Origin of the sequence: Candidatus Aeolococcus gillhamiae, from assembly GCF_016464765.1 — a bacterium.
GTDB lineage: Bacteria > Chloroflexota > Dormibacteria > Aeolococcales > Aeolococcaceae > Aeolococcus > Aeolococcus gillhamiae.
In genome coordinates, this window is the sequence record NZ_JAEKNS010000137.1 from 1 (window position 1) to 15,245 (window position 15,245).

At 70.5% G+C, this 15,245-nt stretch carries 14 protein-coding genes; 5 read left to right on the forward strand and 9 right to left on the reverse strand.

Annotation, left to right across the window (positions count from 1 at the left end):
* Positions 1 to 45: 45 nt before the first annotated feature.
* The gene (locus JF886_RS13705; protein ID WP_337313395.1) at positions 46 to 765 is read left to right on the forward strand and encodes a hypothetical protein; all 720 of its coding nucleotides are present in this window, start codon (positions 46 to 48) and stop codon (positions 763 to 765) included.
* A 62-nt stretch (positions 766 to 827) separates the two neighbouring features.
* Here JF886_RS13705 and JF886_RS13710 read toward each other — a convergent pair whose 3' ends face one another.
* The 3 genes from JF886_RS13710 to JF886_RS13720 are packed head-to-tail and all read right to left on the reverse strand — an operon-like array spanning position 828 to position 4,469.
* Positions 828 to 1,883: a GntG family PLP-dependent aldolase gene (locus JF886_RS13710; protein WP_337313397.1), complete on the reverse strand. Its 1,056-nt coding sequence runs from the start codon at positions 1,881 to 1,883 to the stop codon at positions 828 to 830.
* Complete coding sequence (locus JF886_RS13715) at positions 1,846 to 3,918, reverse strand: diguanylate cyclase (RefSeq protein ID WP_337313399.1); 2,073 nt, start codon at positions 3,916 to 3,918, stop codon at positions 1,846 to 1,848. The genes JF886_RS13710 and JF886_RS13715 overlap by 38 nt, the downstream gene beginning before the upstream one ends.
* On the reverse strand, positions 3,918 to 4,469 hold the full coding sequence (locus JF886_RS13720) for a hypothetical protein (protein WP_337313400.1): 552 nt from the start codon (positions 4,467 to 4,469) through the stop codon (positions 3,918 to 3,920). The genes JF886_RS13715 and JF886_RS13720 overlap by 1 nt, the downstream gene beginning before the upstream one ends.
* Positions 4,470 to 4,555: 86 nt before the next feature.
* Between JF886_RS13720 and JF886_RS13725 the strand changes: the two genes are divergently transcribed.
* From JF886_RS13725 to JF886_RS13735, 3 genes are read left to right on the forward strand one after another with little or no spacing between them, the layout of a single operon-like run.
* Positions 4,556 to 5,092, forward strand: a complete 537-nt coding sequence (locus JF886_RS13725; protein ID WP_337313402.1) for a hypothetical protein — start codon at positions 4,556 to 4,558, stop codon at positions 5,090 to 5,092.
* Positions 5,093 to 5,139: 47 nt separating this feature from the next.
* On the forward strand, positions 5,140 to 6,186 hold the full coding sequence (locus tag JF886_RS13730; RefSeq protein WP_337313404.1) for a lysylphosphatidylglycerol synthase transmembrane domain-containing protein: 1,047 nt from the start codon (positions 5,140 to 5,142) through the stop codon (positions 6,184 to 6,186).
* Positions 6,183 to 7,112: an NAD-dependent epimerase/dehydratase family protein gene (locus JF886_RS13735; protein WP_337313406.1), complete on the forward strand. Its 930-nt coding sequence runs from the start codon at positions 6,183 to 6,185 to the stop codon at positions 7,110 to 7,112. Before JF886_RS13730 ends, JF886_RS13735 begins: the two co-directional genes overlap by 4 nt.
* Here the strand turns inward: JF886_RS13735 and JF886_RS13740 are convergent.
* Both JF886_RS13740 and infA read right to left on the reverse strand, forming a co-directional pair.
* Positions 7,068 to 7,415, reverse strand: coding sequence for a hypothetical protein (locus JF886_RS13740; protein ID WP_337313407.1), 348 nt, complete (start codon positions 7,413 to 7,415; stop codon positions 7,068 to 7,070). The genes JF886_RS13735 and JF886_RS13740 overlap by 45 nt on opposite strands.
* Before the next feature lie 145 nt (positions 7,416 to 7,560).
* Positions 7,561 to 7,788: a translation initiation factor IF-1 gene (gene infA, locus JF886_RS13745; protein WP_337313420.1), complete on the reverse strand. Its 228-nt coding sequence runs from the start codon at positions 7,786 to 7,788 to the stop codon at positions 7,561 to 7,563.
* 204 nt (positions 7,789 to 7,992) lie between these two features.
* Between infA and metH the strand changes: the two genes are divergently transcribed.
* Complete coding sequence (gene metH / locus JF886_RS13750; protein WP_337313410.1) at positions 7,993 to 11,562, forward strand: methionine synthase; 3,570 nt, start codon at positions 7,993 to 7,995, stop codon at positions 11,560 to 11,562.
* Here the strand turns inward: metH and JF886_RS13755 are convergent.
* The 4 genes from JF886_RS13755 to JF886_RS13770 form a co-directional block, all read right to left on the reverse strand.
* Positions 11,550 to 11,771, reverse strand: coding sequence for a hypothetical protein (locus tag JF886_RS13755; RefSeq protein WP_337313412.1), 222 nt, complete (start codon positions 11,769 to 11,771; stop codon positions 11,550 to 11,552). The two genes, metH and JF886_RS13755, sit on opposite strands and share 13 nt — an antisense overlap.
* A gap of 82 nt (positions 11,772 to 11,853) precedes the next feature.
* The gene (locus tag JF886_RS13760) at positions 11,854 to 12,219 is read right to left on the reverse strand and encodes a response regulator transcription factor (RefSeq protein WP_337313414.1); all 366 of its coding nucleotides are present in this window, start codon (positions 12,217 to 12,219) and stop codon (positions 11,854 to 11,856) included.
* Between the two features lie 108 nt (positions 12,220 to 12,327).
* Positions 12,328 to 13,494 (reverse strand): thiolase family protein, encoded by a 1,167-nt coding sequence (locus JF886_RS13765; RefSeq protein ID WP_337313416.1) that lies wholly within the window; start codon positions 13,492 to 13,494, stop codon positions 12,328 to 12,330.
* Positions 13,495 to 13,549: 55 nt separating this feature from the next.
* Complete coding sequence (locus JF886_RS13770) at positions 13,550 to 15,121, reverse strand: glycosyltransferase family protein (RefSeq protein ID WP_337313418.1); 1,572 nt, start codon at positions 15,119 to 15,121, stop codon at positions 13,550 to 13,552.
* Positions 15,122 to 15,245: the final 124 nt, after the last annotated feature.

Consider the following 15,245-nt stretch of genomic DNA (forward strand, 5'->3'; position numbering starts at 1 on the left):
AGGAGAAGCGGCATTGACAAAGCTGTCAGCCGCACCGTCAAACGCGTGAGTCGTCGCGCCAACAGTGGTGGAGGCGACCTACTGAAAGCGGTGCAGGGGCTCGTCAAGGCCCTCCCCGTCAACGAGCTCGAGAAGAGACTCGCCGGACTCGAGAAGAGCGTGTCGCGCCTCGAAGGTGAGATTCGCAAGGCAGCACGGCGCGTCGTCGGCGGCACCGCCAAGCGTGCCACCACCGCCAAGCGCCGGACCACCCGCAAGGCCACGTCCGCGAAGCGGACCACCACGCGCCGCGCCGGCGCCACGAAGCGGACGGCCAAGCGCCGTACCGGAGCAGCCAAGCGCACCGCCACCCGCAAGGCGACATCCGCCAAGCGGACCGTCCGCCGCCGCGCCACGGGCGCCCGCAAGTCGGTCGCGAAGCGCGCCACCACGGCGAAGCGCACCGCCACCCGCAAGGCGACCTCGGCTCGTCGCAAGACCGCCGCGAAGCGCACCGGCGCCCGCAAGTCGACCGCCAAGCGCACCACCGCGCGCAAGTCGACCGCCAAGCGCATCGGCGCCCGCAAGTCGACCACCAAGCGCACCACCGCGCGCAAGTCGACCGCCAAGCGCACCGGCGCCCGCAAGTCGACCGCCAAGAGGGCAACCGCGCGCAAGTCGACCGCCAAGCGCCCCACCGCCAAGCGCGTGGGCGCACGTCGCGGTGCCATCGCCTCGGCGCCGGCAGCGGCAGCGTCGACGCCCGCCACTCCAGTCATCAGCTGACGTCGTCGTCAGAGAGGAAGGCCCCGCCGCAAGGCGGGGCCTTTTCTTTGTCTCCCGGGACTTCAGCCCGCCGCGGTCAGCCGGCCGGCGAAGAACCCGCTGAGGACGTCCGCAGCGCGACCCACCGCAGCGCGGTCGAGGTCGCGATGGGTGACGCAGCGCACCCTGTGGTCGCTGAGCGCGTGGATCAGCACCCCGTCGTGAGCGGCCGCGTCGACCACCTGCTGGGCGGGGACGTCGGTGTCGAGCATGACCATGTTGGTGGGCACCGCCACCTCGACGACGCTCACCCCCGGAGTGCCGCGCAGGGCGGCGGCGAGCACGGCGGCGTTGGCGTGGTCCTCGGCGAGGCGGTCGATGTTGTGGCTGAGCGCGTGCAGGCCGGCGGCGGCGAGGATGCCCGCCTGGCGCATACCGCCGCCGAGCCGCTTGCGCCACAGCCGCACCTCGGTGATGCAGGCGGCGTCGCCGCTCACCACCGAGCCGACCGGCGCACCGAGACCCTTGCTGAGGCACACGGAGACGGTGTCGCAGGCGCTCACCAGGCGGGTGGGATCGACGCCGAGCGCGACGGCGGCGTTGAACAGCCTGGCCCCGTCGCAGTGGACACGCAGGCCGGCGCCGTGGGCCACGCCCGCCGCCGCGGCCATCGCGTCGGCGGACACCGCCATCCCGGCGCGCGCTCCATGCGTATTCTCGAGCCAGAGCAGGCGCGCCACCGGGTGATGGATGTCCGGCACGCGCAGCACAGCGGTCACCTGGGCGGCCGCCGGAGCTCCACCGACAGCATCGACGGTGCTGATCATCACCCCGGCGATCGCACCAGCGCCACCGGCCTCGTTGAGCACCACGTGCGACTGCGAGTCGACGATCACGTCGTTGCCGGGGCGGGTCTGCGCGCACAGCGACGCCAGGTTGCCCATGGTTCCGCTGGGGACGAACACTGCCGCCTCCTTGCCCAGCCGCGAGGCCACCTCCTCCTCGAGCCGGTGGACGGTGGGATCCTCGCCCCACACGTCGTCGCCCACCTCCGCGCGCGCCATCACCGCGCGCATCTCCCCGTCGGGGGTTGTGAAGGTGTCACTGCGCAGATCGACGGGGGCGGATGACGGTGACATTGCTGGGACCCTCCATGGCGTGCCGATCGCCGGCCATGCACACGCGGTTGCGACCGCGGTGCTTCGCATCGTAGAGGGCTGCGTCCGCGGTCGCCAGCAATTCGGTTGCGGTTGTGGTGTCCTCCGGGTACGCGGCGCCGCCCACGCTGACCGACACGGACACGTTGTTGCGACCGCCGTCGATGGGCACGAGCATCGCCTCAGCCGCGCCGCGGATCTTCTCGGCGACGCGGCGGGCGTCGACGGCGGCGGTGTTGGACATGACCACGATGAACTCCTCACCACCGTAGCGGGCGGCGAGGTCGGCCCGACGGATGCTGCCCACCAGCGTCTGCGCGAAGCCGCTGAGCACGGCGTCCCCGACGGGATGGCCGTACGTGTCGTTGACCCGCTTGAAGTGGTCGAGGTCGATGACCAGGATCGCCAGCGGCGTGTTGAGCCGCTCGGCGAGGGCGACCTGCTGGCCGAGGTAGTCGATGAGGAAGCGGTGGTTGTAGAGCCCGGTGAGGTCGTCCGTGCTCGCCTGACGCTGCATCATGGCGATGAATCGGTAGCGCTCCAGGGACAGCGCCACCTGCTCGGCAGAGCTCGCCACCAGGGAGGCGTCGCTGTTGGTGAACCCGCCCGCGGTGCGGGCGATGCCCAGGACGCCGAGGACGTTGCGGCCCATGCGCAGCGGTGCTGTGCAGAACTCGAGCAGGCCGCTCTGTGCCTCCGCGCTGCCTGCGCCGGCGCCGACGAGCACCGCGTCGGGACCGAGGTGGCGGTATGCGGCGCCGATGGGGCCCTCGGCGCCGAGGAGGGTGGCGACGTCGCCCTCGACGGAGGTGCCCTCGGTGACCGCGAAGCCGTCGGCCATCTCGGAGCCCTGCACCAGGATGAACGAGGCGTCCGCCCCCGCGGAGGCGCGCAGCTGCGCGCACACCTCACTGAGCGCGGTCTCCAGCGGCTGCGGTGAGTTGAGCTCGCTGGCGATCGCGGCGCGGGCGCGCGCACCGTTAATCGTGGCTCGCAGCTGGCGGCGCATCGCCTCGAAGCTCGCGGCGAGACGGCCGATCTCGTCGTTGGCGATGTGCGGCACCGGCACGTCGTACTCGTCGCGGGCCAGCGCGGCGACGGCGCGGTCGAGACGGCGCAGCGGTCGCTGCAGGTCGGTCTGCACCACCAGGACGATGAAGAACATCGCGACCACGATCAGGCCGAGGAGGATCGCGGTCGGCTGCCAGAAGGTGGTCACCGCCGAGACCGGCGTGGTGACCAGGATGGAGTAGCCCGCGCCGAGCGGCTGTGCGTCGGCGCCAGCCTCGCGCCCTCCCACAGCGACCACCTGGGCGCCGGCGTCCGGCCCGAGAACAGCGACGACACCGCTGTCGAGGTTGCCTCCCAGGGTCACCTGCTGGTCCACCACGCTGCTGCCCGCCGAGACCACGCGGTTGGCGCGCACCACGGCGATCCCCGCGGGGTCGGCCGAGGTGGTGATGGTGCCGTCGAGCGCGCGGAGGAAGGCGGCGTCGATGGGACGGGCGATGAAGACGTTCTCGGTCGTGCCGGTGACGCCCGCCGACGCGATCAGCCACGGCGTGCCGTCAGGCCCAGCGACGACGAGCGGCGCGGACCCCAACGAGCCGACCAGTGCCCGGACGACGGCGTCGCTTGCCGGCCGCGGTGTTCCGGCGCTGACGGCGATGTCGGCGAGTGGTCCGCTCGCGCCGACGATGTCGGACGGGGTGTTGACCTGCGAGTAACGGCGCAGGGTGCTCCGCAGCGTCGCCGTGTCACGGGCGGTGAGCGGCGCCGCCAGCTCCTGTGACATGCCCGAGGCAAATGACGCCAGCGAGCGCTGCTGCCCGCCGATGAGGTTGACGACGATGCCCGCCTTGTCGGTCGCTCGCTGGGCGGCCTGGTTGCGGTTCTCGTTGTTGGCCAGCGTCAGCGGGATGATCGCCATCAGGATCCCGGCCACGGCGATGATCGCCGCGAACTTGACCGAGAAGTTGAGGCGCGTCCACAGCCGCCGAAAGCGCAGCCGGCGCATTACAGCCTGTGCCGCGCGGTCAGCCCTGTGGCGATCAGCAGTGTGGCGACGAATGCGGCGAGAAGTCCAAGCGGGACAACCGACGACCCGGCGCCGCTGGATGACGCCGGCGCCGGCAGGACGGCGACCGGCGCGAGGATGCGGGGGCTCTGCACCTGGATGCCCTCCACCGCGCCGGGCGGAGAGGTCGCCGGGGGAGCCGGTCGCGGCGCCGGGGGAGCGATCGGCAGCAGCAGCGGTGACGGCGTCGCCGCAGCCGGCGGACGTGTGGCGACGTGGCGGGAGGGGGCCGGCGACACCACGACGGGGAGGGGAGCCAGCGTCGGGGTGGGCAACAGCGGTGGCTTCGCCGCGAAGGCCGGCGTCGGCCTCGGGCCCTCGTTGGCGGCGGCCGCGGTCGTCGCCGCCAACAGGAGCGCGCAGGCGAAAACAAGCATCAGCGTCGCGCCGACCGCTCCGGTTCGAAGGCCAGGGGTTCGGCGTCGCGAGAGATGCTTCGCCGCGGGGGCCGGGACGGCTGTGAAGATGCGCATGGCCTTGCTCAGGCTCATCGTACGTCCCGCCGGCAGCGACCCTCTGTGACCGATCGGTGACGATAGAAGCGCGGTAACGCTCGGCGCTGCCGTACCCTGCGGGCATGCCTGCGGTGGTGATCAGCTTCGTCGACGGCGAGGTGCTCCACGCCGAGATCCCCGAGCTCACCTTCGAGATGCCTGTGATCGAGGCCGAGGTGCGGGGCGTCGAGCCCAACAACCAGCGCGCCATCCTGCCGCTGACCGCGATTACCCAGATCATCGTGGGCGCGCCCGAGCCGCCCCCAGCGGAGGACGTGGTGGCGGGATGGGACCGGGCGGCCTTCCACTTCATCGACGGCCAGGTGCTGCGGGCGTCGATCGCGCCCGACGCGCTGCTCGGTCGCCACGGCGGGATCTGGAAGGTCTTCCCCCCGGGCGGTGTTGAGCTGACCACCCTGGCCATCCCCTACTGCGCGCTCAAGGGGGTGTTCCACGTGCGCCAGTGGGACAGCCGCCCTCTGGCCGAACGGGGTGACGGCACTCGCATCGACACGGTCACGCGCGTGCTCGCCGAACGCGAACGCCACCTCGAGGAGTTGTCCACACCGGAGCAGCGGCGTCCGTTGATGAGCCGGATGGGCCGGCGCCGGGCCCCCTGAGCCGGCCGGCGCTGCCGGCGGGGCGGCCGATGGTACCGTTGTCGGCCGTGTCGCCCAGTTCCGCGGTGGCGGAGCCGGCGGTCGACGCCGGCGCGATGACGCCGCCGTCCCGCCTTCTCAACCGCCGCACCATCATCTCGCTCGTCGCCGCCGCGATCATCGTGGCTGTGGCGGTGTGGCGGGCACCGATCAACTGGTCGGACGCGTGGTCACGGATCCGCCATGCGACGCTCGGTCTCTACGTGGCCGCGCTGCTCGTGTACTACGCGTCCTTCCTTGTGCGCACCTGGCGCTGGAAGCTGCTGCTCCGCAACGCCGGCGAGGACCAACCCACTCTGCCGCTGCTACCCATCCTGATGGTGTCGTTCTTCGTCAACTGCGTGGTGCCGGCCAAGATGGGCGACATCTATCGGGCCTATCTGGCGCGGTTGCGCCAGCACGTCCCGGCCGCGCGTGCGCTCGGCACCATCATCGCCGAGCGCCTCCTCGACCTAGTGGTGCTGATGGTGCTGCTACTGGTCGCGGGCGCCATCGTCTTCCACGATCGTGCCCCGGCTGTGCTGATCCCGTACCTCGTCGCCGGCGTGGCGGTCTGCGCGGCCGGCATCGGGGCCATCCTCGTGATGCGCGCGGGTCGCGGCCAGCGGCTGCTCCGACTGCTCCCCGAGGCGGTGTTCCATCGCTACGAGAGCTTCCGCATGGGCACCGTCGACTCCTTCAGGAACATGCCGGTGCTGGTGGCGTTGACCGCGCTCGTGTGGATCATGGAGAGCGCCCGTCTCGCATGTGTGGTGTACGCGCTCGGCGACGGGTCGTCGCTGGGCGCGGCGCAGCTTCTGCTGATCGCGCTGGTGGCTGCGCTGCTCACCACCGTGCCGTTCCTGCCGGGCGGCCTCGGGCTCGTCGAGGCGGGGATGGTTGGGGTGCTGGTGAGCGTCGGCGGCCTCGGCCGCGAGGCGGCGCTGTCGATCGCGCTACTCGACCGCAGCATCAGCTACGGCAGCGTGGTGATCATTGGTGCGGTGGTGTTCGCCGTGCTGCATGTTCGCGTACCCCGGCCGGTCGACTCGGCGGTGACGGGCGCGGCGCCGTGAGGGCGCTGGTCACCGGTGGCGCCGGCTTCATCGGCTCGACGCTCGTCGACGCGCTGGTGGCCAACGGTGCCCAGGTGTCCGTCGTCGACGATCTGTCGCGCGGGCAACGTGCGCAGGTGGCTGAGGCGGCGGACTTCCACCAGCTCGACGTCGTCGACGAACGACTTGTGGCACTGGTGGCCTCAATCGCGCCGGAGGTGGTGTTCCACGAGGCCGCGCAGATCGACGTGCGCCGTTCCGTGGCGGAGCCGGTATTCGACACCCGGGTCAACGTGCTCGGTACGGTCAACGTGCTCGAGGCGTGCGTGCGCGCCGGGGTGCGTAGGGTGGTCTTCGCGTCCAGCGGTGGCGCGCTGTACGGCGACACCGATGTGCTGCCGACACCGGAGACGCACCCCAGCCGGCCCGCGTCCGCGTATGGTGCGGCCAAGCTCGCCGGCGAGGCGTACGGTTCGGTGTTCCAGCAGGTTGGCGGCCTGGAGTTCGTCGCACTGCGTTACGCCAACGTCTACGGCCCGCGTCAGGACCCGCACGGCGAGGCGGGGGTGGTGGCCATCTTCGCGGAGCGGCTGCTGCGCGGTGAGGACGCGGTCATCAACGGCGACGGCGAGCAGACGCGCGACTACGTCTACGTCGACGACGTCGTCGCGGCCAACCTGCGAGCCGCGGAGACGCCGACGCTCGGCGCGTACAACATCGGCACCGGCCGGACTTGTGACGTCAACCAGCTGTACGCGCTGATGGCGCAGACGGCCGGCGTCGACCGGCCCGCCCGGCATGGACCCGCGAAGCCGGGAGAGCAGCGCGTCTCCTGCCTCGACGCCAGCCTCGCCACCGACCGACTGGGCTGGCAACCGCGCGTAGTCCTCGAGGAAGGGCTGTCACGCACCGTCGCCTGGTTCGCCGAGCAGCGCAGAGCGCAGTAGCGGCTCGGCCTGGTCGCAGCACTCCGCCGCGTGGCCGGCGAGTGCCCGCGCCGCCTCCGCCAATGCGGGGCTGGCGGACGGTGCCTGGATCATCCGCCATGCCCACGCGGCGTCCTCGGCGGCGGCCGCGAGCAGCGTTCGCGCCGTGGCGTCTCTGTTGTCGAGCGGCTCGTGAGGCGGGAGCCGGTCGAGGGTTTGCTGCACGGCTGCGCTCACCTTGCGGCCGCCGCGCGCCGCGTCCGAGTCGGCGGCCATCTCGGCGGTCGCTTGGCCTGCGTCGAGCTGGGCCGTGAGCGCTGCCACCGAGGTCAGCAGCTGGTCGTGCAGCGCCCTCAGCAGGAGGCCGGAATCGCCGGCCTTCGGGGTCGAGCCGCCCAGCGAACGATAGGCGGCGACCAGGAAGAGAATGACGAGGACGATCGCGATGATGTAGACCGCGATGACGGCCTCACTTGTAGCGGAAGGTGATCCGTCCGCGTGTCAGGTCGTACGGGCTCAGCTCGACGCGCACCTTGTCGCCGATCAGAATCCTTATGTAAAATTTGCGCATCTTGCCGGCGGTGTAGGCGAGCACCTCCTGACCGGTGAGCAGCTTCACCTTGAACATCGCGTTGGGAAGCGGCTCGACGACGGTGGCGTCCATCTCGATCGTCTCCTCCTTGGCCTCGGCAGCCACGGCAGCGGCCGCGGGATCGCGGCGGCGCGCGGGGCCGCGGCGGCGTGCGCCGCCGGGACGAGGTGGACGTCGTGCCAAGAGGATCTCCTGTAAAGGGCGGGAGCGCCCGCAACTGCCGGTCGAGGGTAGCACGGCCCACTCGACAGCCGCGGGCCGTGGGAATCGAATTCGCCTATAGAATCAGGTGAACTAACAGGAGAGGGAATGTCCCAGCCAGCAGAGAGCGGTCGCCGCTCTTTTCTCGAAGCGCTCAGCAAACGTGTCCTCGTCTTTGACGGCGCCATGGGCACGGGTCTGCACGCGCTCGAGCCCACCGTCGCCGACTTCGGAGGTGCGGCGCTGGAGGGCTGGATGGACGGGCTCGTCCTGCATGCGCCACACCTCGTCGAGGCCGTGCATCGCTCGTTCCTGGAAGTGGGCTGCGACGTGCTGGAAACCGCCACCTTCCAGGCCACCCGGCTGCGTCTGGCGGAGTGGGGACAGGCGGACCGCACGCTCGAGCTGAACCGCGACGCCGCTGCCCTGGCACGGCGGCTGTGCGCTGAGTACAGCACTCCCCACCAGTCGCGCTTCGTCGCGGGCAGCATGGGCCCCACCGGCTACCTGCCGAGCTCCAGCGATCCCGCGCTGTCGAAGATCAGCTTCGGCGAGCTCGTCGAGGCCTTCACTGAGCAGGCGCAGGGTTTGATCGAGGGCGGCAGCGACCTGCTCATCATCGAGACCGCGCAGGACATTCTCGAGGTGCGCGCCGCGATCTTCGGCGCTCGCGAGGCGATGACCCGCACCGGGGTGACGCTGCCGCTGCATGCATCGGTCAGCCTTCTCGACACCAGCGGCACCATGCTCCTGGGCACCCAACCCGGCGCCGTGGTGGCGATCCTCGATTCACTCGGCGTCGATGTGATCGGGCTCAACTGCTCGACGGGCCCTGAGCTGATGCGCGACGCCATCCGCGTGCTCTCGGAGCGCAGCTCGGTGCCGATCGTGTGCATCCCCAACGCCGGCATCCCCAGCAACGTCGGCGGCCGCGCGCACTTCCCGCTCGGGGCCGTCGACATGGGTGTGCAGCTTGAGGACTTCGTGCGCCGTCTCGGCGTCGCCGCCGTCGGCGGTTGCTGCGGGACCACCGCGGAGCACATCGCCGAGCTGGTGCGCCGGGTGGGCACTGTGCCCGCACCGCAGCAGCAGGGAGATGGTGTGCCCCGCCTGGCCAGCGCGATGAGCGACATCGAGCTCAGGCAACAGCCGGCGCCGATGCTCATCGGCGAGCGGGTCAACGCGCAGGGCTCGCGCGCGGTGAAGCGGATGCTGCTCGCCGAGGAGTACGACGACATCGTGGCCGTCGGCCGCGGCCAGTCCGAGGGCGGCGCGCACGCGCTCGACGTCTGCGTCGCTGTCACCGAGCGCAACGACGAGGCCGAGCAGATGCGCGCCGTGGTGCGCGGCCTGGAGATGTCCGTCGACGCCCCGCTGATCATCGACAGCACCGACGCCGCCGTGATCCGCGCCGCTCTGGAGGCCAACCCGGGGCGCGCGGTGGTCAACAGCGTCAACCTGGAGAACGGTCGCACCCGCTGCGAGGCGGTGCTGCCCCTGGTACGCGACCACGGTGCCTGCGTGATCGCGCTGACCATTGACGAGCAGGGCATGGCCAACACCGCCGACCGCAAGCTGGAGGTGGCGACGCGCATCCGCGACATCGCCTGCGACGAGTTCGGGCTGCAGCCGCATCAGATCCTCTTCGACGCGCTCACCTTCACCCTGGCCACGGGTGAGGCGGAGTACATCGACTCTGCGCACAACACCATCGACGGCCTCCGGCGCATCAAGGAGGCGCTGCCTGGTGTCCTGACGGTGCTGGGCGTCTCCAACGTCTCATTCGGGCTGTCGCCGGCCAGCCGGCCGGCGCTCAACAGCGTCTTCCTGTACCACTGCGTGCAGGCGGGCCTGGACGCCGCCATCGTCAACCCGGCGCACATCACCCCGTACCCGGAGATCGGTGCCACCGAGCGGGGGATGGCCGAGGACCTCATCTTCAACCGGCGCAGCGACGCGCTGGCCCGCTTCATCGGCCACTTCGACGGCGCCGACGACGCCGCGCTCACCGACAGCAGCGTCGACCCCTTCGAGGGGATGTCATCCGCGGAGCGCATCCACGCGCAGATCCTGCAGCGCCGCCGTGACGGGATCGAGGAGCAGATCGACCTCGCCGTCGCCGAGCGTGACCCGGTCGACGTGCTCAACCAGGTGTTGCTGCCGGCGATGAAGGAGGTCGGCGATCGCTTCGGTGCGGGCGAGCTGATCCTCCCGTTCGTGCTGCAGAGCGCCGAGGTGATGAAACGCGCCGTCGGCCAGCTCGAGAAATACCTCGACCGCGTCGAGGGGACGTCCAAGGGCACCGTGGTGCTGGCCACCGTGTACGGCGACGTACACGACATCGGCAAGAACCTCGTCAACACCATCCTCAGCAACAACGGCTACACCGTGCACGACCTCGGCAAGCAGGTCCCGCTGGCCACGATCATCGACCGCGCTGTCGAGGCCAAGGCGGACGTGATCGGGCTGAGCGCGCTGCTGGTGAGCACCAGCAAGCAGATGCCGCTGTGCCTGCATGAGCTCGACGCGCGCGAGCTCAGTTTCCCGGTGATCATCGGCGGCGCCGCCATCAACCGCGGTTTCGGACGGCGCATCCTCACGCTCGACGACGGCCGCACCTATGACCCCGGCGTCTTCTACTGCAAGGACGCCTTCGAGGGCCTCGACACCGTCGAGCAGCTGGTGGACGAGCCGCGCCGCACGGCGCTCGTCGAGCGCGCCAAGGTGGAGGCGGTGCAGCAGATCGAGCGCGATCAGCAGCGGGACGCGCGCCGCCACGCCGCGGCCGCCGAGTCGAGCGGCGGCCCGGTGCTCGCGCGGAGCGCGGCGCGCACCGACGTGCCCATCCCGGTCGCGCCGTTCTGGGGCGCGCACGCGCTGATGGACATCGACCTCGACGAGGTGGTGCCGTGCATCGACCGCAACTCGCTGTTCAAGATGAGCTGGCAATTCCGTGGCGTGCACGACCCCCAGAAATGGGCGACGCTCCTCAAGGATGAGCTCGAGCCCCGCCTGGCACGCTCCATCGACGAGGCCCGTCGCGGTGACTGGCTGCGGCTGTCAGCGGTGTACGGATACTGGCCCGCGCTCGCCGACGGCGACGACGTGGTCATCTACGACCCGCAGCAGCACGACGTCGAGATCGCGCGCTTCGCGTTCCCCCGCCAGCGCGCCCAGAACCGGCTCTGCCTCGCCGACTACGTCCGGCCGCGCAACGAAGCGCGTGACGGCGAGCGCGACGTGGTCGCGCTCCAGCTGGTGACCACCGGTCCGGGCGCGTCCGAGCTCAGCAACGAGCTGCAGCGCACCGGGGAGTACGACGACATGCTCCGCATCCACGGCTTCGCCACCCAGATGGCCGAGGCAACCGCGGAGTGGGTGCACAGGCGGATGCGTGAGCAACTCGGTCTGGACGCCGACCGTGGCCGGCGCTACTCGTGGGGCTATCCCTCGTGCCCCGACCTCGAGGACCACCAGACCTTCTTCAAGCTCGTCCCCGCCGAGCAGATCGGCGTCGAGCTCACCGAGGGCTTCCAGTTGGTGCCCGAGCAGTCCACCGCGGCCATCGTGCTGCACCACCCGCAGGCGCACTACTTCGCGGTGTACGGCGGTGGCGACGGCGAGGGACCGGGCTCACCGGAGCCGGCGCGCGAGGTGGTGGCCGCTCAGTCCCGGTAGCGGTCGATGAGGTGGCTCTCCTCGGCCCACTGCTCGCGGTAGAAGCGGCACGTCGTCGGGTCACTGATGCACGGCGGCACCGGATGTCGCCCGGTGAAGTGATGGGTGCGGTGATCGACGTGACAGTCGGCCTTATACCTGGTCAGCAGTCCGAAGCCGGCGCGTTCGCGGAGGATCTGCTCCAGGTACGGGCAGCGCTGCGACGGCATGCGCCGCTGCGGCCGCAGGGGAGGATCGTCCGCGTCACGCGACGAGGGAGGCGGCTCGGCGCGCATTTGCCTGCGGCGGCAGTCAGGCCGCGAGCATGGACTGGATGCGAGAGGCGAGCTCCTTGATCTTGAACGGCTTCGCCAGCGTCTGGACGTTGCCGTATGCCTCGAGCTTCGGTGTCGTGGTGGCGTTGACGAGAGCGCTGACCACCAGGACCTTGGCGTCCTCGCCATGGTCGGCACGGATCTTCTCGAGCACCTGCGTCCCGCTTAGCTCGCCGGGGAGCATGAGGTCGAGCAGGACGAGGTCCGGCTTGAAATCGGAGAAGACGTTGAGCCCCTCGTCGCCGCTCTTGGCGACGCGCACCTCGTAGCCCTCCATGGTGCAGAGGAGCGACTCGATGTCAGCCAACGCGTAGTAGTCCTCGATGATGAGAACGCGTTTCATGGGACACGCCGATCAGTGGAAGGGGGCTGCAAGGCCGCCTGAGCATACCAAGCACCCGAAGAGTGTCGGCCACCGTGCGACAGAAGCGTGACCGGGCCGAGGCGGCCGTCAGGCGTCGCGGACGATGATCGTGGCGATGCCCAAACCGCCTCCGCAGCACATCGTCTCCAGCCCCGTGTGAGCGTCGCGGCGCTCCATCTCGTGGAGGAGGGTGGTCATCAGTCGCGCGCCGGAGGCGCCCAGCGGGTGGCCGAGCGCGATCGCGCCACCGTTGACGTTGACCCGGGCCATGTCGGGGTGGTGCTCGCGCTCCCAGGCGAGCACTACGGGTGCGAACGCTTCGTTGACCTCGAACAGGTCAATGTCATCAATGGACAGGCCACTGCGCTCGAGCACCTTGCGCGTCGCCGGGATCGGGCCGGTGAGCATGGTCACCGGGTCAACCCCGACCACCGCTTGGGCGCGGATGGTGGCGCGCGCCACCACGCCGAGCTCGCGGGCCTTGTCGGCCGACATCAACAGGATGGCCGAGGCGCCGTCAGTGATCTGCGACGAGTTGCCGGCGTGGAGGATGCCGTCCGGACGGAACGACGGCTGCAACTGCGCCAGCGTCTCGACGGTGGTGCCGGGGCGGATGCCCTGATCCTGCGACACCACCTGGCTCTCGCCGTTCTCGCCGACCACGACCGGCGCGATCTCGCGATCGAAATACCCCGCCGACTGGGCCGCGGCGGCGCGGCGGTGCGACTCGGTGGCGAAGGCATCCGCGTCGGCGCGGCTGATGCCCCACTGCTCGGCGATCATCTCGGCGGCGAGGCCCTGGTTGACGAGGTTGTACTGCTCGAGAAGCTCCGGTGGGTACGGGGTGCCCGGGCCCTGCAGAACCGTGCTCCCCATCGGCACGCGGCTCATGCTCTCGACGCCGGCGGCGATGGTGACGTCGCACACGCCCGACTGGATCAGGTTGGCGGCGAAGTGCACGGCCTGCTGCGACGAGCCGCACTGGCGGTCGACGGTGGTGGCGGGAACCTCGATCGGGAAGCCGGCGAGCAACACCGCCTGCCGAGCCACGTTGATGGACTGCTCGCCAACCTGGCTGACGCACCCCATGACCACGTCATCAACGCAAGCGGGGTCGACGCCGGGACGTCCCACCACCTCGCGCAGCACGTGCGCGGCCAGCTTGAGCGGATGGACGTCGCGAAGGTCCCCGTTCTTCTGGCTGCCCCGGCCGAGCGGTGTGCGGACCGCCTCGACGATCACCACGTCGCGCATGAACCGGCACTTTACTAGGGCGGCGTCGATCTGCGCCTCCCGACGAAATCCGCCCTCAGCGCAGCCGGTACACGACGATGGTCTCGTACTGCGTCGGCTTGCTCCCCAACGCAAATGAGGCGGCCGGCGTGACCTCGTCGAAGAGGCGTTGGGCTCCCGGTGGAACGGGGTCGCCGCTGCTCAGCACTGCGATGGCTCCGGGGCGAGCCGGTGGCATCGCGGGGTCGACGAGCGCCATGTTCATCGCGCCGAGCAGCGGCCCCGCCGAGTCGTCCGTTAAGCTCGACGGAGGCATCGGCCGGAAGGTGAACGCGGCCTGGATGTACGGCTGGTCGAGGGTGTTGGATAGCAGCAGCTGCGCCCCGCTCGACATGGCCGACGCCCTGGTGATGGCATCGATCTCCCCGGCGTCGAAGTCGAGCGCCGACCGTGCCGGCCAGGTCGCGTACATGTCGACCGTGAAGAGCACGCCCTGCACCAGCAGCGCCAGCCCTGCGCCCGTCGCGGCGGCGCGGCGCCACGTCGGCGTGAGCTCCCTCAGCAGGATCATCCCCTCGATAGCGAGCACGAGCAGGAACGGCAGCATCAGCGACGCTCGCAACGCGTGGGGCACGCTCTCCTGGGTGAGCGCGGCGCTCACCGGCGCCGCCAGCGTGCCGAGGACGATGAAGCGCATGAACGGCTGGCCGCGCTGGCGCCACGCGGCCACGACCCCGGCGGCGATCAGCGGCAGCGTGACCCACAGCAGCATGCCGCCGAACTGGGTGGCCTGACGGGCGCGATGGTCGCCCTGGATGAAGAGGAACTCCGGGCCGAAGTACGTGAGGTAGTTGCCGGCGAAGCGGCCGATCACCGTGGACAGCACCGCGTGGTCGGCGGTGATGCTGATGATGTTGAAGCGGGCGAGCAGCGCCCCCGGGTGGCTCAGGTTCCACGCCCACAGCAGCGCGTACGCGCCGGCCACCGGCACCAGCGAGATCAGCCAGCCGCGGAGCAGGCGGCGCGCGCCCGTGATCTCGGCGACCGCCAGCGCCACCACGAGCAGCGCCACGGCCACGCGCCCGGTGCTGTACGCGAACACGGAGACGGCGAGCAGGCAACCAGCGCCGACGTACCAGCGCAGCCGGCCACCGTCCTGCGCAACGGAGAGGCACCAGAGTGCCCCCGACACCGCCGCCAGCATCGAGATCACCTCGAATCCCACCCGGCTCTCGACGGTCAGCCAAGGCGTGGCGCCGAGCAACGCCAGCGCCATCAGCGTCACCGGCAGTGACCGGCTGCGACGCCAGGCGATCAGCGTGAGGAAGAGGCAGACGAGCAGCCCGAAGAGCGCCGCGGGAAGCCGCTCGGTGACCACGGTGAGCGGCAGCACCTTGAGCAGCGCGCTGAGTGTGTAGATGTAGACGGGGTTCTTGTACTCACCAAACGCGGTGAAGTACAGCGGCAGATGGGCGCCGTGCTCGTCGACGGCGTGGGTGCTGATCGCCCAGGCGTTGTAGCCGATCGACGTCTCATCGACATATGCGCCCAGCGGGGCGCTGTCGAGCCCGGCGAGGTTGCGCACGACGATGAGGACAGCGACGACCACCACAGCGGTGGTCCAGCGAGCCCGGCGGCGCGGCGTCATGAGCTGAAGGTGAAACCGCCGAGGTGCAGCCACGGAGCCAGGCTGGCACCGAAGAATCCGCGCGCGGCGAGCCGCTCGCTTCCGACTGAGCGGACGTCGGCGAGGGCCTCGACGATGCTCTGCG